This is a genomic window from Pseudomonas karstica (assembly GCF_009707515.1).
GTDB classification, from domain to species: domain Bacteria; phylum Pseudomonadota; class Gammaproteobacteria; order Pseudomonadales; family Pseudomonadaceae; genus Aquipseudomonas; species Aquipseudomonas karstica.
The window spans coordinates 193,929-215,320 of sequence record NZ_WLYI01000005.1 but is presented as its reverse complement, the minus strand read 5'-3'; the positions used below and the strand labels follow the sequence as shown (position 1 = coordinate 215,320).

The 21,392-nt window shown below is 57.9% G+C and carries 20 protein-coding genes, 2 tRNA genes and 1 pseudogene; 6 read left to right on the top strand and 17 right to left on the bottom strand.

What is annotated here, in order from left to right; genetic code table 11:
* Positions 1–329: 329 nt before the first annotated feature.
* Positions 330–1,613, bottom strand: a complete 1,284-nt coding sequence (amaA, locus tag GIR22_RS06030; RefSeq protein WP_154742437.1) for an L-pipecolate oxidase — start codon at positions 1,611–1,613, stop codon at positions 330–332.
* 148 nt (positions 1,614–1,761) lie between these two features.
* On the bottom strand, positions 1,762–3,252 hold the full coding sequence (amaB, locus tag GIR22_RS06025; RefSeq protein WP_154742436.1) for an L-piperidine-6-carboxylate dehydrogenase: 1,491 nt from the start codon (positions 3,250–3,252) through the stop codon (positions 1,762–1,764).
* Between the two features lie 152 nt (positions 3,253–3,404).
* On the opposite strand from amaB, the gene GIR22_RS06020 reads away from it, so the two are divergent.
* The 3 genes from GIR22_RS06020 to nadE all read left to right on the top strand — a co-directional run bounded on the left by GIR22_RS06020 (position 3,405) and on the right by nadE (position 6,574).
* Positions 3,405–4,292, top strand: coding sequence for a LysR substrate-binding domain-containing protein (locus GIR22_RS06020; protein ID WP_178122112.1), 888 nt, complete (start codon positions 3,405–3,407; stop codon positions 4,290–4,292).
* 236 nt (positions 4,293–4,528) lie between these two features.
* Positions 4,529–5,743 carry a nicotinate phosphoribosyltransferase gene (gene pncB, locus GIR22_RS06015; protein ID WP_154742435.1) on the top strand — a complete coding sequence of 405 codons (1,215 nt, stop codon included), beginning with the start codon at positions 4,529–4,531 and terminating at the stop codon, positions 5,741–5,743.
* Positions 5,744–5,746: 3 nt separating this feature from the next.
* On the top strand, positions 5,747–6,574 hold the full coding sequence (gene nadE / locus GIR22_RS06010) for an ammonia-dependent NAD(+) synthetase (RefSeq protein ID WP_154742434.1): 828 nt from the start codon (positions 5,747–5,749) through the stop codon (positions 6,572–6,574).
* A gap of 119 nt (positions 6,575–6,693) precedes the next feature.
* On the opposite strand, the gene azu is transcribed toward nadE, so the two are convergent.
* Positions 6,694–7,140, bottom strand: coding sequence for an azurin (azu, locus tag GIR22_RS06005; RefSeq protein ID WP_154742433.1), 447 nt, complete (start codon positions 7,138–7,140; stop codon positions 6,694–6,696).
* Between the two features lie 439 nt (positions 7,141–7,579).
* Here azu and GIR22_RS06000 point away from each other — a divergent pair, with 439 nt between their 5' ends.
* Positions 7,580–7,768 (top strand): hypothetical protein, encoded by a 189-nt coding sequence (locus tag GIR22_RS06000; protein ID WP_154742432.1) that lies wholly within the window; start codon positions 7,580–7,582, stop codon positions 7,766–7,768.
* 206 nt (positions 7,769–7,974) lie between these two features.
* Here the strand turns inward: GIR22_RS06000 and GIR22_RS05995 are convergent, their stop codons facing one another.
* The 14 genes and pseudogenes from GIR22_RS05995 to rnr all read right to left on the bottom strand — a co-directional run bounded on the left by GIR22_RS05995 (position 7,975) and on the right by rnr (position 20,770).
* A complete protein-coding gene (locus tag GIR22_RS05995) occupies positions 7,975–8,424 on the bottom strand; it encodes a hypothetical protein (RefSeq protein WP_178122111.1) in 450 nt (149 codons plus the stop codon).
* Positions 8,421–8,582: pseudogene (locus GIR22_RS26285) on the bottom strand (NAD synthetase); the annotation flags it as partial. The pseudogene GIR22_RS26285 and the gene GIR22_RS05995, both read right to left, overlap by 4 nt.
* A gap of 20 nt (positions 8,583–8,602) precedes the next feature.
* Positions 8,603–9,061: a hypothetical protein gene (locus GIR22_RS05990; protein WP_154742431.1), complete on the bottom strand. Its 459-nt coding sequence runs from the start codon at positions 9,059–9,061 to the stop codon at positions 8,603–8,605.
* 81 nt (positions 9,062–9,142) lie between these two features.
* A complete protein-coding gene (locus tag GIR22_RS05985; RefSeq protein WP_154742430.1) occupies positions 9,143–9,592 on the bottom strand; it encodes a hypothetical protein in 450 nt (149 codons plus the stop codon).
* A gap of 6 nt (positions 9,593–9,598) precedes the next feature.
* Positions 9,599–10,045 carry a hypothetical protein gene (locus GIR22_RS05980; RefSeq protein ID WP_178122110.1) on the bottom strand — a complete coding sequence of 149 codons (447 nt, stop codon included), beginning with the start codon at positions 10,043–10,045 and terminating at the stop codon, positions 9,599–9,601.
* Entirely contained in the window at positions 10,042–10,959 is a 918-nt protein-coding gene (gene ssp4, locus GIR22_RS05975; RefSeq protein ID WP_154742429.1) for an Ssp4 family T6SS effector, read from the bottom strand. The genes GIR22_RS05980 and ssp4 overlap by 4 nt, the downstream gene beginning before the upstream one ends.
* 232 nt (positions 10,960–11,191) lie before the next feature.
* Positions 11,192–13,495, bottom strand: coding sequence for a YgiQ family radical SAM protein (locus GIR22_RS05970; RefSeq protein ID WP_154742428.1), 2,304 nt, complete (start codon positions 13,493–13,495; stop codon positions 11,192–11,194).
* 96 nt (positions 13,496–13,591) lie between these two features.
* Entirely contained in the window at positions 13,592–14,986 is a 1,395-nt protein-coding gene (gene dnaB, locus GIR22_RS05965) for a replicative DNA helicase (RefSeq protein ID WP_154742427.1), read from the bottom strand.
* Positions 14,987–15,094: 108 nt separating this feature from the next.
* The gene (rplI, locus tag GIR22_RS05960) at positions 15,095–15,541 is read right to left on the bottom strand and encodes a 50S ribosomal protein L9 (protein ID WP_003171376.1); all 447 of its coding nucleotides are present in this window, start codon (positions 15,539–15,541) and stop codon (positions 15,095–15,097) included.
* 18 nt (positions 15,542–15,559) lie between these two features.
* Complete coding sequence (locus GIR22_RS05955) at positions 15,560–16,453, bottom strand: YybS family protein (RefSeq protein ID WP_154742426.1); 894 nt, start codon at positions 16,451–16,453, stop codon at positions 15,560–15,562.
* Between the two features lie 36 nt (positions 16,454–16,489).
* A complete protein-coding gene (gene rpsR / locus GIR22_RS05950; RefSeq protein ID WP_003171373.1) occupies positions 16,490–16,720 on the bottom strand; it encodes a 30S ribosomal protein S18 in 231 nt (76 codons plus the stop codon).
* A gap of 28 nt (positions 16,721–16,748) precedes the next feature.
* Positions 16,749–17,171, bottom strand: a complete 423-nt coding sequence (gene rpsF / locus GIR22_RS05945) for a 30S ribosomal protein S6 (RefSeq protein ID WP_003217491.1) — start codon at positions 17,169–17,171, stop codon at positions 16,749–16,751.
* Positions 17,172–17,372: 201 nt separating this feature from the next.
* Positions 17,373–18,143 (bottom strand): 23S rRNA (guanosine(2251)-2'-O)-methyltransferase RlmB, encoded by a 771-nt coding sequence (gene rlmB / locus GIR22_RS05940; RefSeq protein WP_154742425.1) that lies wholly within the window; start codon positions 18,141–18,143, stop codon positions 17,373–17,375.
* Positions 18,140–20,770, bottom strand: coding sequence for a ribonuclease R (rnr, locus tag GIR22_RS05935; RefSeq protein ID WP_154742424.1), 2,631 nt, complete (start codon positions 20,768–20,770; stop codon positions 18,140–18,142). Before rnr ends, rlmB begins: the two co-directional genes overlap by 4 nt.
* 224 nt (positions 20,771–20,994) lie before the next feature.
* Here rnr and GIR22_RS05930 point away from each other — a divergent pair.
* Both GIR22_RS05930 and GIR22_RS05925 read left to right on the top strand, forming a co-directional pair.
* Positions 20,995–21,081: transfer RNA gene (locus GIR22_RS05930), tRNA-Leu, on the top strand.
* A gap of 177 nt (positions 21,082–21,258) precedes the next feature.
* A tRNA-Leu gene (locus GIR22_RS05925) sits at positions 21,259–21,345 on the top strand.
* Positions 21,346–21,392 lie beyond the last annotated feature (47 nt).

Genomic DNA, 21,392 nt, shown 5'->3' with positions numbered 1-21,392 from the left:
TCAAACTTTCACCTAAAAGCCAAGAGCAAGCCCCGTGCCAGTACGTTTTCATTATTCAAAAAGACACCGTGTCATTGTTATTACAAGCGTTTCGACTCCTTTCAATTAGACGTGCAACCCTTTAGCTTGCGCAGGCGCCACCAACAGACCAAGAAAGCGCAACCCGCCCTCACAAGCATTGCAACCCGCCCCATAAACGACAGCCTCTGGATCTGTAACCACAGGCGTAACGGAACTGCACATTTACAGTGCGCCAATGCTACGACTCGCACCAATACAGATTCATAGCCTGCTAAGAAAATGCCGTCTTCTTACAGCTATTTCGCTGATCAGATGACAATCCGCAGGCATTGCCCAGCGTGATACAAGGAAAAACCCGCCTCATATAAGCAACTGCGCAGGCCCGCTCCGACCAGCGGCTGCATCGGCGCGAAAGGAATCGGCAAGGCCTGGGGATTCTGGTGACACAAGTAATCGGCGAAGGCTTTGCCCACCACACTGGCGGTGGTTACCCCTCGCCCGTTGTAACCGGTGACGGCCACCAAGCCGGGTGCCGGTTCGAACAGGCGCATCAGGTGGTCCGGAGTGAAGGCAATACAGCCCGTCCAGGTGAACTCCCACTGCACCGTCTTGAGATGGGGAAAGTAGTGCCGCTGCACTCGATCGGCCCAGGCTTTGAGAAACCAGGCGGGTTTCTGGCTACCGTTACCCAGGCTACCCAGCAGCAACCGGCCATCGGCATCGCGACGAATGCTGCTGAGGACTTGCCGCGTATCCCAGGAACCTTGACCACCGGGGAGGATTTGTTGCGCGGCCTCATCGGTCAATGGGGCCGAAGCCACTTGGTAGTAATAACCGGGAAAGAAATTGCGCCGCAACTCGGTCCACTCGCCTTCGGTGTAGGCGTTGGAGGCGATCACCACTTGCTCGGCCTGCACCGCGCCCTGGGTAGTTTGCACAGACCAGTGCTGCCCCTGACGCTCCAGTTGAGTGACGGGAGAATGATCAAACAACTGCCCACCGAGGCCCACGGCAGCGTTGGCCAAACCACTGGTGTAGGCCATCGGGTTCAAGGTGCCGGCGCGCCGATCAAGCAAGGCGACGCCGATCTTCCGGGTACCGATGGCCTGTTCGCAAGCGGTGCCGGTCAATAGCTCCACTGGTGCACCACGGCGTTTCCATTGTTCTTCACGACTGCGCAAATCCGCTTCGCCACGGGCATTGTGCGCCATGTGCAAGGTGCCCTCGCGGCGCAGCTGGCAATCGATACCGTATTTGTCGATCAAGCTGAACACCAGTGACGGCGCCGCGCCGAGCATACGGTTGAGCTGGCTGCCCACCGCTTCGCCAAAACCGGCTTCGATCTCATCCGGGGGAATCCACATCCCGGCATTGACCAGCCCTACGTTACGCCCCGAACCGCCATGGCCGGTACGATGGGCCTCCAGTACACAGACGCTTTTACCTTGCTCCAACAAGTGAATGGCGGCCGACAATCCGGTGATCCCGGCGCCGATCACACACACATCGACCTTCACCTCGCCGTTCAACGCGGCGCGATCCGGCCGGCCAGGAGTCAGTTCCTCCCACAAACATGCTTCGCGTAAAGGCATTGCCAGACTCCGGGATGAATACACCACTGATCGTTCCCATGCTCTGCGTGGGAATGCTGCCTTGGACGCTCTGCGTCCACTGTTGAAATCATGACGCCTAGCGTCACAGGATGCGCTCCCACGCAAAGCGTGGGAGCGATCAGCGCACTCAGTCGAACGTAATGCCTTGCGCCAACGGCAACTCCAGCGAGTAGTTCACGGTATTGGTCTGCCGGCGCATATACCCGCGCCACGCATCCGAGCCCGACTCACGCCCGCCGCCAGTTTCTTTCTCGCCGCCAAATGCGCCGCCGATTTCCGCGCCGCTCGGGCCGATGTTGACGTTGGCGATGCCGCAGTCGCTGCCTACCGCCGACATGAACTGCTCGGCTTCCCGAACGTCGGTGGTAAAGATGCACGAAGACAATCCCTGCGGCACGGCGTTGTTCAGGCGCAAGGCTTCGGCGAAATCGGTATAGCCGACCACATACAGAATCGGCGCGAAGGTCTCGGTGCAAACCACATCGCTCTGCTCCGGCATTTCCACGATCGCCGGCGACACGTAGTAGGCATTAGGGAATTGGTCTTCCAACTGACGTTTGCCGCCGAAAACTCTGCCGCCCTCGCTCAATGCCTGCTCCAGGGCGTCCTGCATGTTTTCGAAACTGTGCTTGTCGATCAGCGGGCCCACCAGGTTGCCTTCCAATGGGTGGCCGATGCGCACCTTGGAGTAGGCAGCCTTGAGGCGGGTGACAATTTCTTCTTTTACCGAGTCATGGGCGATCAGGCGACGCAGGCTGGTGCAACGTTGCCCGGCAGTCCCGACCGCGCTGAACAGAATGGCGCGCACGGCCATGTCCAGGTCGGCGCTCGGGCCGAGGATCATCGCATTATTGCCGCCCAACTCGAGGATACTGCGGGCAAAACGCGCAGCGACTTTCGGCGCCACTTCGCGCCCCATGCGGGTGCTGCCGGTGGCGCTGATCAGCGCGACACGCGGGTCGTCCACCAGCGCGGCGCCAGCATCGCGACCACCGATGATGACTTGGCTCAAATACTCGGGAGCATCGCTGAACGTCTTCAGTACGCGCTCGAACAGCGCCTGGCAAGCCAGGGCCGTGAGCGGAGTCTTTTCCGACGGCTTCCAGATAACGGAGTTGCCACACACCAGGGCCAGGGTGGTGTTCCACGCCCACACCGCGACCGGAAAGTTGAAGGCGCTGATGACTCCCACAACACCCAATGGGTGCCAGGTTTCACGCATGTGGTGGCCTGGACGCTCGGAAGCGATGGTCAAACCGTACAACTGGCGGGAGAGGCCTACAGCGAAGTCGCAAATGTCGATCATTTCCTGTACTTCACCCAAGCCTTCCTGAGTGATCTTGCCGGCTTCCCAGGACACCAACTCGCCCAGGTCGGCTTTATACTCACGCAGCACTTCGCCGAATTGGCGTACCAGTTCGCCACGTCGCGGCGCCGGCACCTTACGCCAGGCCTCGAATGCATGCTCGGCACGACTGACCTGCTGCTCCACCTCAGCCGCTCCTTCCCAGTGCACACTGGCGATCAGGCTGCCATCAATGGGCGAATGCACGGGCTGTTTCCCCGACTGGTACAGTGCCGGGTTTACCCCGAGACGATCAAGCAATGCGGCAACCATGGGTTTCTCCTTCCAACTACAAACGAAAATATGCGCCGCCCTTCACAAGGCGATCCAGACCTTATTTGTAGCTGGCCCAAGACTTGCCAACAAACGACGATTAGGCGAGATATCATTCCGTTTATTCATGCAAAAAGAAAACGAGGCACGCCGTGCTGAATAAAAGACATTTGCCATCGATCACCGCCCTGCAGTGTTTCGAAGCCGCTACCCGCCACCTGAGCTTCACTCGCGCCGCCGAAGAGCTGAACCTGACGCAAAGCGCCGTCAGCAAGCAGGTGGCGCAGCTGGAAGACTTGCTGCAGCACCTGCTGTTCCGTCGAGTACGCCGCCGCTTGCAGATGACCCCGGCGGGCGACCTGTATCTGGTAGAGGTGCGCAAGATCCTTACCCAGGTGGAGATGTCTACCCACTACCTACGCTCTTACGGCGGAGAGACCGAGGTGCTACGGGTCTCGACACCCTACACCTTCGGCGCCCGCTGGCTGGTGCCGCGCCTCAAGGGCTGGCGGCTGCGTCACCCGCAGATACACCTGGACCTGTGCAACGAACAAGAGCCGGACGATCTGCTGCAAGGCAAGGCCGACCTGGCGTTTTACTTCGGCCAAGGCTCACGACCCGGCACCGAAAGCCTGAAACTGTTCAGCGAAGAACTGGTACCTGTATGCGCACCAGACAGTTTGCCTGCGCAACCCTTCGCCGACCCGACGCAACTGAGCGACCTGGTACTGCTGCAAAACGCCTCCCGTCCCCAGGGCTGGCATGAATGGTTCGCCAGCCAGGGCTACCACACCGAACACAGCTACCACGGGCCGCGTTTCGATACGTTCTATATGTGCATCCGCGCCGCGCAAGTGGGCTGCGGTGTGGCGCTGCTGCCAAGGTTCCTGGTGGAAGAGGAGTTGGCCGACGGCAAGCTGGTGATCCCCTGGCAGCATGCAATGCCGAGCCAGGATGCCTATTACCTGGCCTATCCCGAGCATTCGGCAGAAGTGCCCAAGGTGCGGGATTTTGTACGGTGGATGATGGAGCAGGTTTAAACCGCTTGATTGTTTATGACTGGAATATCGCTAGCACAGCGGTGCGACGATTCGACAAGCCAACGCCCACATTTGCAATGCATTCTCCTGTGGGAGCCGGGCTTGCCCGCGATAGCGTCAGTGGCGGCACAAAAAAAACACTGGCAAACCGACCCGCGTCTATGCGCCACTAGTGCCATTCCTTAATTGTGCGTAAAGGTCGGCGCCCATCGCCAACCTGTCTGGAGATTCCCGTTATGAGCGAGAGTGTGTTTGCCGATCGCATCGTGCAGAACTTGCTCGACACCGACTTCTACAAACTGACCATGATGCAGGCGGTGCTGCACAACTACCCCAATGTGGAAGTTGAATGGGAGTTCCGTTGCCGCAACAGTGAAGATCTGCGCCCTTACCTCGCGGAGATTCGCTACCAGATCGAACGCCTGGCCGAGCTGAGCCTGAGCCCGGATCAACTGGGTTTCCTGGAACGCATCAGTTTCATGAAGCCGGACTTCCTGCGCTTCCTCGGCCTGTTTCGCTTCAACCTGCGCTACGTGCAGACCGGTATCGAAAACGGCGAATTGTTTATCCGCCTGCGCGGGCCGTGGCTGCATGTAATCTTGTTTGAAGTGCCGATGCTGGCCATCGTCAGCGAGGTGCGTAACCGCTACCGTTACCAGAGCGTAATCCTCGAACAGGCCCGCGAGCAGTTGTACCGCAAGTTCGATTGGCTCACCGCCAACGCCAGCAGCGACGAACTGTCGGAGTTGCAGGTAGCTGACTTCGGCACCCGTCGGCGCTTCTCATACCGGGTTCAGGAAGAAGTGGTCAACGTGCTCAAGCACGACTTCCCCGGGCGGTTTGTCGGCACCAGCAACGTGCACCTGGCCCGCGAGCTGGACATGAAGCCCCTGGGCACCATGGCCCACGAGTGGATCATGGCCCACCAGCAATTGGGGCCACGGCTGATCGACAGCCAGATTGCCGCCCTCGACTGCTGGGTTCGTGAATACCGTGGCCTGCTGGGCATCGCCCTGACCGATTGCATCACCACCGATGCCTTCCTCGGCGACTTCGACCTGTACTTCGCCAAGCTGTTCGACGGCCTGCGCCACGACTCCGGCGACCCGGTGCTGTGGGCAGAAAAAGCCATCGCCCACTATCACAAGCTGGGGATCGAGCCGATGAGCAAGACCCTTGTGTTCTCCGACAGCCTGACGCTGCCCAAGGCCTTGGAGATTTTCCGGGCGCTGCGCGGTCGGATCAATGTCAGCTTCGGCATCGGCACCAACCTGACCTGTGATATTCCAGGTGTGGAGCCCATGAGCATCGTGCTTAAAATGACCGCCTGCAATGGCCAGCCCGTGGCGAAGATCTCCGATGAAGCGGGCAAGACCCACTGCACGGATCCGAACTTCGCCGCTTATTTACGCCACGTTTTCAAAGTACCTGCCCAATCCAGCGAGGAATGAATCATGCAAGCCGTACAGCGTGAGATTGCTGAACAGCTCAAGGTCCAACCGCCGTTCAAAGACCAGGCCGCCCTGGAGGCGGAGGTTGCCCGGCGCATTACCTTTATCCAGGAGTGCCTGATCAATTCGGGGCTCAAGACCTTGGTGCTGGGCATCAGCGGCGGCGTCGACTCCCTGACCGCCGGCCTTTTGGCCCAGCGGGCAATGGAAGAGTTGCGCGCGCGTAATGGCGACCAGGCCTACCGTTTTATCGCGGTACGCCTGCCCTACGAAACCCAGTTCGACGAACACGACGCCCAGGCCTCGGTGGATTTTATCGCCCCGCACGAATGCCATACGGTGAACATCGGCCCGGCGGTCAAGGCCCTGGCCAATGAAGTTGCCGCGTTTGAAGGCAAGCACGCGGTCTCCCGGGACTTCGTGCTGGGCAATACCAAGGCACGGATGCGCATGGTGGCGCAGTACACCATCGCCGGCGCAGCCGGCGGCCTGGTGATAGGCACCGACCACGCAGCGGAAGCGGTAATGGGGTTTTTCACCAAGTTCGGTGATGGCGCCTGCGACCTGGCCCCCTTGAGCGGGTTGGTGAAAAACCAGGTGCGAGCGATTGCGCGGCACTTGGGCGCGCCCGAATCGCTGGTGGAGAAAGTCCCGACGGCCGACCTGGAAGACCTGTCGCCAGGCAAGCCGGATGAAGCGTCCCATGGCGTGACCTATACCGAAATTGATGCGTTCCTTCACGGCGAGCCAGTGCGTGAAGAGGCGTTCAAGATCATCTGCGACACCTACCGCAAGACCGAACACAAGCGGGTGATGCCGTTTGCGCCGTGAGGTGAGCCAGGCCGCTCTCTAGCGCCAGACAGGCTTGCCTGCGACGAACGATGGCTCGGTTTAACTGACCACCCACAAAAAAGCGCCTGTGACGGCGCTTTTTTATGCTCGTGTCCTGATTACTTCAGGGTCACAGTGCCTTTCATCATCGAGATGTGGCCTGGGAAGGAGCAGAAGAAGCCGTATTTTTCGTCAGCCGACAGTTTCGATACGTCGAAGGTGACCGAGTCGGTTTCCTTGGCGCCGATAAGCTTGGTATGGGCGATGATTCGAGCATCACCTTCTTTCAGATAATCCTTGTCAATGCCTGCGCCCAGGCCGTCAGTCGCGATCGGCTGCATGTCGGCTTCTTTGCTCAACACCCAGTTATGGCCCATGACATTCTTCGGCAAGCTGCCAGAGTGAGTCAGCTCAACGGTGAACGTTTTGCAGCTCTTGTCGATCGTGACCTCCTTGGTGTTGAAGGACATCTGGTCAGTAGAGTCGACGGTGACCTTGCACTCTGCAGCAAGCAACTGGCCGCTAGCCAGGGTCAGCAGGGAAACGGCAACGAGTTTGGCAAACATGTGAATCTCCAAGACTGGGTTAACAAAATCCGAATAACGGGAAGATTGCCTGATACAGAGCAAATATCCCATGATCTGCATCAACAAATTGTATACAACTTTAGGCTATCAGACTGATCGAAACAATCAAACAGCGTAATGCTCATTGCCCGCCTATGATCAGTTTGTCATTCCTACGGAGTCTCGAGCCATGCACTTCAACAGCCTGCTTCGCAGCTTGCTTGCCGCTTACGCCTGTGGTGCCAGCGGTACCTGCCAAACGCCCCCGCGCGAGGTTTAATCTCAGTTAAGGTTTCGCCCTGGCGCTTCGTCGTGACATGCTGCAAATGAGCAAATCGCCAGCCAAGTGGACGGATCAAAAAACCGATTAACCCTTGGGACACGATTAAAGGCAGAATACGCGCCGCTCAACCTCACCTTCGACCCCAGAGGATCGCCCATGGCAAAACCTAATTACTCCTTCGCCAAACGTCAGAGAGACTTGGCCAAGGAACAGAAGAAAGAGGAAAAGCTGCAACGCAAGAAAGCTGCAGCCGATGAAGAAGCTGGCGCACTGAACCCGGATGCAGAAGGTGAAGTGGCAACTGACGAGACCGAAGCACCGAAAGATCAGGCGCCCGAGGCCTGAGACCCTCCTGATGATCGTTCCCGCGCGTGGGAACGATCATCTGTCACAACACCCCAACGACATCCCCCGCACTACTCAAAATCCCCCCGCATCGTAGGAGCGAGCTTGCTCGCGAAGAACACATAGGCGACGCGTTTATCCTGGATGCACACGTTATCGTTGAGGTTTTTCGCGAGCAAGCTCGCTCCTACAGAAGCATCGGCCGTTTATCGAGACTTGTGTTTGGCAATTGCGGCTTGGCGCAAGTGGCGGATTTCCAGCAGTTTTGCGCGCATTTCGCGGTGGCGCTTGCTGTTGAGCAATAGCAGAGCAAGCAATGGAAGAAACGCACTCAAACCGTAAATCAACTTATGCGGTCGGTACTCAATGGTGGGCAATACACCCAAAAAACAAAGCCCCAACAGCACCACTAATGGCCACACCCATTGCGGTCGCCCACGTGCAATCATGAAGTTGCAATGCACGATGACCACTGTGAGCGCAATTCCACCCAGGAAAGAGTATTTGGCATTGTCGGCCAACGGTAAATTTCGAAAGTAGCTGTCAAAAAACAACGGCACAGCAAAAACCAGGGAAAATACCGACGCAAATATTGCGCCCATAAAAACCGGGAAATACGTGGACAGGAACGCCCGGATACTCAGCTCATCATTCACTGGTCAATCTCCTCATACAGGCCTACAGCAAGGGTTCGAACATTTCCCGAAATCGCGCTTCCGGTTAATCCGATAGAAGCCCCCAAGGCGTCCTTTATCTGCGTGACGGTTGCGTGCTTGATCTGAGTAGGTGTGAAACGCTTGGGCAATTCACCCGAGGGAAAGCAAAACGATACGTTTATCGAGACTTGTGTTCGGCAATTGCGGCTTGGCGCAAGTGGCGGATCTTCACGAGTGTCTCGCGCATCTTGCGCTGGCCGACACTATTGACCGTCAGCAACCCGAACAAAGGAAAGACCAGCGCCAGCCAATAAACAATCCTGTGTGTATGGAGTTGGATCATAGACAAGACAAACAGAAAGCACCCCAGATAGATCATCACCATGACCCATACCCATACCCATAAGGGTCTGCCCCGCAGAATCATAAAGTTGCTGTGGACTGTTAACAGCACCAGTAGCGCCCCAGCGAGAAAGATTGAAACACCCGTGCCGTCGCCGATAGAGGCATCACAAAAATAGGTGACAAAGGCCAGTGCCGTAGCAAACGCCAAGGAGCAGTAAGCGGCAAAGATTCCGACCAAAAAAGTGAGGAAGGACTGCCTGAAAAAATCACGAAGCGTGTGAAGGTCATCCATTCGTTGATTTCCTCATATAAACCCGTTGCGATACTTTTGAGCTCATCCGCCCGGCGAATCTACCCAGTGTTTTTTGTTGAGCTAGCGCTTTTTGTGCTGAGCTTTCACGGCCTGCCGCCGGTGGCGAATCTCCAGCAGTTTTGCGCGCATTTCACGGTGGCTCTTGCTGTTGAGCAATAGCAACCCTAACAACGGAAAGAGGACAGCCGAGCAATAGATCAGCATGTGAGGGTGGTACTGAATCATCGGCACCACAAATAACAGGCTGCTCCCCAGATAGCCCGCCACCAGCCCGGCGGCCCACGGGCGCCCTCGCGCGATCATGACGTTACCAAATACCAGCACTGCGACCAGCACCAGGATCGCCAGCCCGGAGGAGTTGGTCTTGAGCGAGGGATCAACACCACGCAAATAAGTCACACCCGCCAAGGAAACAGCGGCGGAGCCAGAAAAAATTGCCATGAAGATCGTGCCCATGAACACCGGGAAATAGCTGGCGAGAAAACTGTTCGAAGCAGGCACATCTCTCATCTCTAATTACCGGGACCTGCCGGAGGTTTTAGCAGCCTGACGCATTTGGCGCAGCATCAATAATTGAGCGCGCATTTCACGATGACGTCGACTGTTAAGCAACCACCCTCCCAGTAGAGGAAACAGTAAGCCCGTCACATAAGCGGCCATATGCGGTCGATAGCCATAAGTAGAGAGAACCGTAAGAAAGCACACCAGGTAAAAAATAACGATGACCCAAACACCCCATGCCCGCCCTCGGATCATGACGAAATGACTGAGCGCAAGGAGTAGTCCTAACACTACAGCTGCCAGGAATGAATAACGCGCCCTACCGGGGTCACCGCGAAAATAAGTACTGGCGACCAATGAAATAGTGGCGGAAAGGGAAAAGCAGGCGAGAAAAAAGGCACAGATGAATGCCGGAAAATACTGGGCCAGAAAAGCCTTCAGAGAGTCTTGGTGCGCCATCATTCAAGCTCCTCGTACAAACCAACCGCAATAGTACGAATATTCCCCGAAAAGGAACTGCCGGCAAAGCCAATGGCGGCCCCCAGAGAATCCCGAATCTGCGTCACTGTCGCGTGGTTGATTTCAGTCGCGGAATAACGTTTGACCAGCCCACCTGGCCGCTGGCGCAGCTTTAAAAGTTTATTGCTCAGGCTCGGATCTTTCAGGCTTAACAACTCCTTGGTGAGCGCTTTACGCTGCTGGCGGGTCAGCCCCTTGGAAAGTTCGTACCAACTTCTGCCAGTAGTGGCCTTTCTGGCCTGCAACAGTCGCAGGGTGGTCAGGGTAGAGGCTCCGGCGCCAAGCAGCGAGACGGAATCCAATACCGGCATTGCGTAGCGATACCAATCCTCACTGTCCATATCGTCGTTGGCCGTCGGATCATTGAGTTCGTTATACGTTCTCGTTCCCCCAATCACACACTGCACAGTACTGGCCGCTGCCGCCGTAGCACCGATCCCGGTCACAACCAGGCTCGCCCCGGCCGTAAACGGCACTGCGACTGTGCCACTGAACACCACGATCCAGCCCAGAATCGCACCGGCACAGGATAGGGTCGTATTGACAGCCTCTCCTATCAAACGGGACTCACGCGGATTGCTGGTCACTTGCTCGGCAAACTGCGCCGGCGCAATGTACTTCTGCGCCTCGCGCAAAATGATGCGTTTGGGCTTGATGCTGCAGATAGGCTTGAATTCGCGCAGGGTCACGACATTGAAGTCGGCATCGATATACACCACACCGGCGCCGACAATACCTGGATCGGCGTCGATGGCGGCAAACAGGCGTGGCAGGTTGATCTGGCTTTCGATGCGCTGGCGCGCCATGAACTGCGAGCGGTTGAGGTCCATACCAATGCCAAGCAGGGGGCTGCTCATACGTACTCTTCCTTGAAATAACTGCACGACTGTAGAAGCGAGCTTGCTCGCGAAAAACCTGAGTTCGCCGCGGGCAGTCAGGCTTTGCGCGTCATCTTAACGACCATCGCGAGCAAGCTCGCTCCTACAGTGACGGTGTTCGAATAGGCGCCACCTTAACAAACCGACCACCCACCCGCCAGAAAGCAAAACGCCAGCACGAAGGCTGGCGTTTTGTGGTTTCAGGCAGCGATCAACGCGGCACAACCGGCTTGCGGACTGGCTTCTTGCCTTTGCCCTTGGCCGCGTCGGTACGTTCCTTGGCGGCTTGTTTGTTGCGGGCCATCGCAGCGGCCTTGGCTTGTTCGCGTTTGTCCCAAGGATTGCTGCCGTCGCTGCCACGGGGTGGCAGGCCGGTGTGCTGGGTGAGGATCTTGGTGGTGGCTTCCTTGGCGACCTTGTGGCTACCCGCCGGCGTCGAGTTTTTGCGACGGGCACTCTGGTAGTTGTCGGTGGCCGGCTGGTGCAGCGGGATCAACTGGTCCTTGCCCGGCCCGATCAGGTCGGCACGGCCCATGCGGGTCAAGGCTTCACGCAACACCGGCCAGCCTTTCGGGTCGTGGTAGCGCAGGAAAGCCTTGTGCAGACGACGCTGCTCTTCGCTCTTGACGATAGTTACGCCGTCGCTCTTATAAGTGACCTTGCGTAGCGGGTTCTTGCCCGAGTGGTACATAGCCGTGGCCGTGGCCATCGGCGAAGGGTAGAACGCCTGCACCTGGTCAGCGCGGAAGCCGTTACCCTTGAGCCACAGGGCCAGGTTCATCATGTCTTCATCGGTGGTACCCGGGTGGGCGGCGATGAAGTACGGAATCAGGTACTGCTCCTTGCCTGCTTCCTTGGTGTACTTCTCGAACATGCGCTTGAACTTGTCATAGCTGCCGATGCCCGGTTTCATCATCTGGTTGAGCGGACCTTCCTCGGTGTGTTCCGGGGCGATCTTCAAGTAACCACCGACGTGGTGAGTCACCAGCTCTTTCACATACTCCGGAGATTCCACCGCCAGGTCGTAACGCAGGCCGGAAGCAATCAGGATCTTCTTCACACCCGGTAAGGCACGGGCGCTGCGGTACAGCTGGATCAAGGAGGAGTGATCCGTGTTCAGGTTCGGGCAGATGCCCGGGAACACGCAGGACGGCTTGCGGCACGCGGATTCGATTTCCGGGCTCTTGCAGGCGATGCGGTACATGTTCGCGGTCGGCCCGCCGAGGTCGGAGATCACACCGGTAAAGCCCGGTACCTTGTCACGAATCTCTTCGATTTCGCGGATGATCGACTCTTCGGAACGGTTCTGGATGATCCGGCCTTCGTGTTCGGTGATCGAGCAGAACGTGCAGCCACCAAAGCAGCCGCGCATGATGTTCACCGAGAAACGGATCATGTCGTAGGCCGGGATCTTTTCCTTGCCGTACACCGGATGGGGAATACGTGCGTAAGGCATGCCGAACACGTAGTCCATTTCCTCGGTGGTCATGGGAATGGGCGGCGGGTTGAACCACACGTCCACTTCACCATGCTTCTGCACCAGGGCGCGAGCGTTGCCGGGGTTGGTTTCCAGGTGCAACACGCGGTTGGCGTGGGCATACAGCACCGAGTCGCCACGGACCTTTTCTACCGATGGCAGGCGGATCACTGTCTTGTCGCGGGTCATGCGCGGGCTGGCCAGGATCTGTACGACCTTGGCTTCGTCCGGATCTTCAACCGGGCCCTTTTCCTGCTCGATGGCGCAGGCCTGGGTGTCCTGGGTGTTCACGTACGGGTTGATGATCTTGTCGATCTTGCCCGGACGGTCGATACGCGTGGAGTCCACCTCATACCAGCCTTCAGGCGTGTCACGGCGAATGAACGCAGTGCCGCGCACATCGGTGATGTCTTCGATCTTGTGGCCCCAGGACAGGCGCTGGGCCACTTCGACGATGGCCCGCTCGGCGTTGCCGTACAGCAGGATATCGGCAGCGGCATCGATCAGGATCGAGTTGCGCACACGGTCCTGCCAGTAGTCATAGTGAGCGATGCGGCGCAGGGAAGCCTCGATACCGCCGAGTACGATCGGCACGTTCTTGTAGGCTTCCTTGCAACGCTGGCTGTACACCAGGCTTGCGCGGTCCGGACGTTTGCCGGCCATGCCGCCTGGGGTGTAGGCGTCGTCAGAGCGGATTTTCTTGTCGGCGGTGTAGCGGTTGATCATCGAGTCCATGTTGCCGGCCGCGACGCCGAAGAACAGGTTCGGCTCGCCGAGCTTCATGAAGTCGTCTTTGGACTGCCAGTTGGGCTGGGCAATGATCCCGACGCGAAAGCCCTGGGACTCCAGCAGCCGGCCGATGATTGCCATGCCGAAAGACGGGTGATCGACGTAGGCATCACCGGTAACGATGATGATGTCGCACGAATCCCAGCCAAGCTGATCCATCTCCTCCCTGCTCATGGGCAGGAATGGCGCTGGACCGAAGCATTCGGCCCAGTACTTGGGATAGTCAAATAACGGCTTGGCTGTTTGCATGACGATGACCGGTGTTGAGATGAAAAATCGCGGGCGCGAAATATAGCACAAAATTTAACCAATTCCGACCTTTGCGGTCGGAATTGGCGGGGTACTTTACTCGTCGTCGAAGTTGTAACTGCCCGGCGCAAGGTTTTCGAAACGGGTGTATTTGCCGATAAACGCCAGGCGCGTGGTACCGATTGGACCGTTACGCTGCTTGCCGATGATGATCTCGGCGATGCCTTTGTGCTCGGTCTCCGGGTGATAAACCTCGTCCCGGTACACGAACATGATCACGTCAGCATCCTGCTCGATCGCTCCGGATTCCCGCAAGTCGGAGTTGATCGGGCGTTTGTTCGGACGCTGCTCCAGGGAACGGTTGAGCTGCGAAAGCGCAACCACCGGGCAGTTGAACTCCTTGGCCAGGGCTTTCAACGAGCGGGAGATTTCGGAAATCTCGTTGGTTCGGCTGTCACCGCTGGAGCCGGGGATCTGCATCAGTTGCAGGTAGTCGATCATGATCAGGCCAATCTCGCCATGCTCACGCACCAAGCGTCGGGTGCGCGCACGCATTTCCGAAGGACTGATACCCGCGGTGTCATCAATGAACAGCTTGCGGTCGTTGAGCAGGTTGACTGCCGAGGTCAGGCGCGGCCAATCGTCGTCTTCCAGGCGACCGGCCCGAACCTTGGTCTGGTCAATGCGGCCCAGGGACGAGAGCATCCGCATGATCAACGACTCACCTGGCATCTCCAGGGAATAGACCAGTACGGCTTTTTCGCTGCGTAGAACGGCGTTCTCCACCAGGTTCATGGCGAACGTGGTCTTACCCATGGACGGACGGCCGGCGACGATGATCAAGTCGGATGGCTGCAAGCCGCTGGTCATGCCATCAAGGTCGGTGTAGCCGGTGGACAGGCCGGTGATGGCGTTGTCGGTATTGAACAGGGTATCGATGCGGTCGATGGCCTTGGTCAGCAGGTCATTGACGCTCACCGGGCCGCCGGTTTTCGGCCGCGCCTCGGCAATCTGGAAGATCTGCCGTTCGGCTTCGTCAAGGATCTCTTCAGCCGTGCGCCCTTCCGGGTTGAAGGCACTGTCGGCGATTTCCGTGGCGATGCCGATCAGTTGCCGCAAGGTCGCCCGCGCACGGACGATCTGCGCATAGGCCTTGATGTTGGCAACGGACGGGGTATTTTTCGCCAATTCACCCAGGTAACCGAGACCACCCACCTGCGAAGTCTGACCTTCCTTGTCCAATTGCTCGGCAAGGGTCACGACGTCGATGGGGGAGTTCAGATCGGCCAGCTTGGCAATGGCGCGGAAGATCAGGCGGTGGTCATGCCGATAGAAGTCACCGTCCGAGACTTGATCGAGCACACGTTCCCAGGCGTTGTTGTCCAGCATCAAGCCACCGAGCACGGCCTGTTCGGCCTCGATGGAGTGCGGCGGCACCTTCAGGGCAGCGGTTTGCAGATCGTATTGCTCAGGAGCGGAGATATCGTTCATGGCCACTTGAAATTGGGGTTGTAGAAAAACAAAAGGCACGACCTGTAAACAGGATCGTGCCCGATGTTAACCGCCTGGCACGCGAGGTGCCAGTCAGTTAGGTGCTGCTTAAGCCGCTACCACTACAACGCGTACGGTGGCTTCAACTTCAGCGTGCAGGTGCACGGCTACGTCGAATTCACCTACGTTGCGGATGGTGCCGTTCGGCAGACGAACTTCGCTCTTCTGCACTTCAACGCCGGAGGCGGTCAGTGCATCAGCGATGTCGTGGGTGCCGATCGAACCGAACAGCTTGCCTTCGTCACCGGCGGTGGCAGTGATAGTCACTTCCAGCTCAGCCAGTTGGGCAGCGCGAGTTTCGGCCGAAGCTTTTTTGTCTGCTGCTGCTTTTTCCAGCTCAGCACGACGCTCTTCAAACGCAGCCAGGTTGGCAGCGGTTGCAGCGGTAGCTTTGCCGTATGGCAGCAGGTAGTTACGACCGTAACCGGCCTTAACGTTCACTTTGTCGCCCAGGTTGCCCAGGTTGGCGACTTTTTCCAGAAGGATCAGTTGCATGTGAAAATCCTCTAACTTTTAACCTTCACCGTTCGCGTTATCGGCGTCTTTCGACGCCAGACGACCGCGAAAATCAATCAGGCCGTCGACAATGGCCAAAACCACGAGTAACGGATAGATCAGCTGCATAAACAGCAACAGCGTGACGTACAACCCCACCAGCCAGAACCTGGCCAGGCGCTTGCGCGCGACCAGCCCGTGAATCAGGGCCAGCCCGGCGAACACCAGCGGTACGCTGCACAACGGCGTCAACATGGCCATTTGTGGGCCGAAGTTCGGTCCGACAACCATGCACGCCAGCAGCAACATCGCCGGCCCCGCAGGGATTCTGATACTGCGAAATTCGCGACCAAAACCACCCGGGTTGTACAATAACGCTTGCCAATAACGCCCAAGAATCAGGCTCAGCACGCTGACAACCTGCAACAATGCCGCTATCAAGCCGGTTAGAACCGGTGCAATCAGTGCCACAAAACGCGCTCGCTCATCTACCGACAACTGCTGGTAGAGATCCCCGAGGGCCAAGGGCAGGATTTTGACAATCTCCTGCGCCAGCGCTTCGATTTGCGGGCGGAAAGCCGCGCCAAGCATCACTGAATACACCAACCCCAATGCCACGCTGACCAGCAGCGTACGGGCCCAGGACTCACTTGCGCGTAAAACCAACGCAAGGCTCGATGACCCCAGCAGTACCAGAAGTACCCGTGGATCATCGAATTGCAGCCACCAGATCAAGGCCGGCAGCAATCCCAAGGCAAGAACGCCAATAGCGTCCTTCAAACCGCGCCGCAGGAGCACGAAGCTTCCCGCGGCAGCACCCAACCAATACAACAACGGCAATGCTGCACATCCAGCCACTACCAGAGTGGCCTGCACACGACCGCGCATGATGAACTCAGCTAAGGCGCGCATGCATTCAATCCCTTACTACTTGTCGACTGCCTGGTCTCAGCGGCCGTGGCTGTCGGTGTAGGCCAGCAGGGCCAGGAAGCGGGCGCGCTTGATAGCGGTGGCCAGCTGACGCTGATAGCGAGCTTTGGTACCGGTAATACGGCTTGGAACGATTTTGCCGGTCTCGGATACATAGGCTTTCAGAGTGTTGAGATCTTTGTAGTCGATCTCCTTCACTTCTTCAGCGGTGAAGCGGCAAAACTTACGACGACGGAAGAAACGTGCCATTTGATAGGCTCCTTAAAAGGTCCGTGGATTACTCGTCAGCGTTATCGCTGTTGTCGCTGTCATCACTATCAGCGCTTTCAGCGCCTTCGTGCTCAGGACGGTCGCGACGCTCACGGCGCTCACTGCGGTTTTCTTCAGCCTTGAGCATCTCGGATTGGCCGGTAACGGCTTCTTCGCGACGGATGACCAGGTTACGGATCACTGCATCGTTGTAGCGGAAGTTGTCTTCCAGCTCGGCCAGGGCCTTGCCAGTGCACTCAACGTTCAGCATCACGTAGTGAGCCTTGTGAACATTGTTGATTGCGTAGGCCAGTTGACGACGGCCCCAATCTTCCAGACGGTGGATTTTGCCGCCGTCTTCTTCGATCAGCTTGGTGTAACGCTCAACCATGCCGCCGACTTGCTCGCTTTGATCCGGGTGGACCAAAAAGATGATTTCGTAATGACGCATGAATGCTCCTTACGGGTTGTAGCCTGCCGCTCAAAAACGGTCAGACAAGGAGTGAATGACACTTATGGATCTTGCCAAAGGGAGGCACATGCGTGCCCGCCGGGAAGGCAAGGGGCGCAATAGTAGAGGAGCAGGGGGGAAGCTGCAAGCGACAAGCTACAAGTGGTAATCCACCTCGCGTCTAAACTTGCAGCTTGAAGCTTATGGCTTCCGAGGAGCGGCTGCTTTTTTGGCCTTGGCACCACGCTGGCGCCGGGCCTCGAACAGGCATACGCCGGTTGCGACCGAAACGTTGAGACTGCTGACGCTACCCGCCATCGGCAGGTTCACCAGATAATCGCAATGCTCACGAGTCAGGCGACGCATGCCCTTGCCTTCGGCGCCCATGATCAGGATGGTCGGGCCAGTCAGGTCCTGGTCATAAATGCTGACCTCAGCCTCCCCCGCCGTACCCACGACCCACAGGCCGCGCTGCTGGAGCTTTTCCAGGGTACGCGCCAGATTGGTCACGGCCACCAGGGGAATCACCTCGGCCGCGCCACACGCAACTTTACGCACCACTGGCGTCAAGGTTGCCGACTTATCTTTAGGCACGATCACCGCCAACGCACCGGCAGCATCCGCCGAACGCAGGCAGGCACCAAGGTTATGCGGATCGGTCACGCCATCGAGCACCAGCAACAGCGGCGCACCTTCGGTACGATCGAGCAGCTCGTCGAGCATCGCTTCGCCCCAGACCTGGCTCGGGCTCACATCAGCCACTACGCCTTGGTGAACGCCTTCGACCCACACGTCCATTTCGCGACGCTCGGCCTGGCCGATCGCCACACGGTTTTCGTTGGCCAGCTCGACCAGCGCCTGTACGCGCGGGTCACTGCGACCCTCAGCCAACCATACTTGCTTGACGCGTTTTGGGTGGTGACGCAGCAATGCTTCTACGGCGTGTACGCCGTAGATTTTTTCCAGACTCATGACTTGGCCTTAGGTTTGCGCGACCCGCCGCTTTTTGCGGGAGCCGAACCCGCTTTGGGCGGGCCTTTACGGTGTTTACTCGACTTGCTCGACGGCTTGTCCGCCCCTTGGGGCTTTCCCCCAGACGCCGCTTTACCACCGCTTTTGGCTTCGTTCAGCAGTGCCTGTTTCAGTTCACGGCTTTTACGCAACTCGGCATTTTTCGCCGCAGCATCGCTTGGACGATAAGTCTCGGGGGCTTTTTCCTTACTCGAGGTGCGACGGCCGGCAACCTTCGCCGGCGCAGCCTCGGCAGCGGCTTTGGTAGGCGCGCCCTTGCCAGCAGGAGCGGCGGTTTCAGTACCACGCTTCTTGCGGCCAATTGGTGCGCTGATGGTTTTTTCCGCCATCTCGAAATCAATCTTGCGCTCGTCGAGGTCGACGCGCATGACCCGCACCTCAACCGTATCGCCCAAGCGGAAGCTGCGCCCGGTGCGCTCGCCCGCCAGGCGGTGGTGCACAGGATCGAAGTGATAGTAGTCACCTGGCAAGGCCGTGACGTGCACCAGCCCCTCAACGTAGATGTCCGTCAGCTCGACGAACAGCCCAAAGCCGGTCACGGCAGTGATCACACCCGGGAACGACTCACCCACGCGATCTTTCATGAACTCACACTTGAGCCAGTTCACCACGTCACGGGTGGCTTCATCGGCGCGGCGCTCGTTCATGGAGCACTGCTCGCCCAGCTGCTCCAGAACGGCTTCGTCGTACGGATAGATCCGTGCCTTGGGAATGCTCATGGCACCGGCGCGCTTGACGTGCGGGGTGTTCATCTTGGAATGGATCACACTGCGGATCGCCCGGTGCGTGAGCAAGTCCGGGTAACGGCGAATCGGCGAGGTGAAGTGGGTGTACGCCTCATAATTCAGGCCGAAGTGGCCCTGATTATCGGCGCTGTACACCGCCTGGCTCAGGGAGCGCAGCATCACGGTCTGAATCAGGTGGAAATCCGGACGGCCCTTGATACTGGCCAAAAGAGCCTGGTAGTCCTTCGGCGATGGGCCGTCCTTGCCTTTGTGCAGGGAAAGGCCAAGCTCGCCGAGAAATGCGCGCAGCTTTTCCAGACGCTCCGGAGGCGGACCGTCGTGGACCCGGTACAGCGCAGGAATTTCATGCTTTTTCAGGAACTCAGCGGTGGCCACGTTGGCCGCCAGCATGCACTCCTCGATCAGCTTGTGCGCATCGTTACGCGTAGTCGGGGTAATTTCAGCAATTTTGCGCTCGGAACCGAAGATGATCCGGGTTTCCTGGGTTTCAAAATCGATCGCGCCACGAATGTGACGTGCGCCCAGCAGCACCTTGTACAGCGCATACAGCTGCTTGAGGTCCGGTACGACATGACCGTACTCATCGCGCAATGCCTTGGCTTCGCTGGTTTTCGGCTTCTCCAGGATGGTGCTGACCTTGTTGTAGGTCAGGCGCGCCTGGGAGTGGATCACCGCTTCGTAGAACTGGTAATCGGTCATTTCGCCGGTTTTCGAGATAGTCATCTCGCACACCATGGCCAAACGGTCGACTTTCGGGTTCAGCGAGCACAAGCCGTTGGACAGTTGTTCAGGCAGCATCGGGATCACGCGCTCAGGAAAGTACACCGAGTTGCCGCGCACCTGGGCTTCGTTGTCCAGGGCCGAGCCGATCTTCACGTAGCTGGAGACGTCGGCAATGGCCACGTACAACTTCCAGCCGCCGGAGAACAGACGCAATTTGCCAGGCTTGGCCTCGCAGTAGACCGCATCATCGAAGTCACGGGCATCTTCGCCGTCAATGGTGACGAACGGCAGATGGCGCAAGTCGATGCGCTTCTCTTTATCTTTCTCTTCAACTTCCGGCTTGAGCTTGCGGGCTTCCTTGATCACGGCCTCTGGCCAGACGTGAGGAATATCGTAAGTGCGCAGCGCAACGTCGATCTCCATGCCCGGCGCCATGTAGTTGCCGACCACTTCAACCACATCACCCTGGGGCTGGAAGCGCGGGGTTGGCCAATGGGTGATTTTCACCTCGACGAACTGACCGACCTTGGCATTAGCGTTGCGGCCCGGGGTAATCAGCACTTCCTGCTGAACCTTCGGGTTATCCGGGACGACAAAACCGATGCCGCCTTCTTCGAAGTAACGACCGACGATGGTCTCATGGCCACGAGACACCACTTCGACGATCACGCCCTCACGACGACCGCGACGGTCCAGGCCCGATACACGCGCCAGGGCACGATCGCCATCGAACACCAGGCGCATTTGCGCCGGGCTCATGAACAGGTCGTCGCTGCCGTCATCCGGGATCAGGAAGCCGAAACCATCACGGTGGCCACTGATGCGACCCAGGATCAGGTCGAGCTTGTCTACCGGCGCATAGGTGCCGCGGCGGGTGTAGATCAGTTGAGCGTCGCGCTCCATGGCGCGCAAGCGGCGGCGCAGGGCTTCGAGCTGGTCCTCGGTGGTCAGACCAAACTCTTCGACCAACTGCTCGCGGCTAGCAGGCGAACCCCGATCGGCGAGATGCGCCAGAATCAGTTCGCGGCTAGGAATAGGGTTTTCATATTTTTCCGCTTCACGAGCGGCCTCGGGATCGAGGGACTGCCAATCGGCCATTAGAGAGTTTTCACCTTGTCTATATGCGGGTTAGTTTGGCATACGCGTATTGAAACGGGAAATTTCAGGCACCAACAAGCCGTTAAAAGCCCTTTGCAGCCCCCGAAATACACCATGCACGACCACTGGAGAAATTTTCCAGGCTTTTTTGATGGCAGGGCTTTACAGTCAAAAGTGCTCTGCGTATAGTGCGCGCCATCGACGACGGCAACGTTGACGATACTGCCCAGATGGTGAAATTGGTAGACACGCCAGCTTCAGGTGCTGGTGACCGCAAGGTCGTGGAAGTTCGAGTCTTCTTCTGGGCACCAATTCAAAACCCAAGGTTATCCTTCGGGTTTCCAAAAACCCGCGAAAGCGGGTTTTTTGTTTTACAGGTCTTTGATTCTTAACGGAAAACCTGATTTATAATTTCAAATCAGGGGTTTACAGATCAAAAAGCCCTCCGTATAGTTCGCCTCATCAACAGCGGCAACGTTGCTGATACTGCCCAGATGGTGAAATTGGTAGACACGCCAGCTTCAGGTGCTGGTGACCGCAAGGTCGTGGAAGTTCGAGTCTTCTTCTGGGCACCAATTTAAAGCTTGAGGTTTTAACCTCAAGCCTCACAGAAACCCGCGAA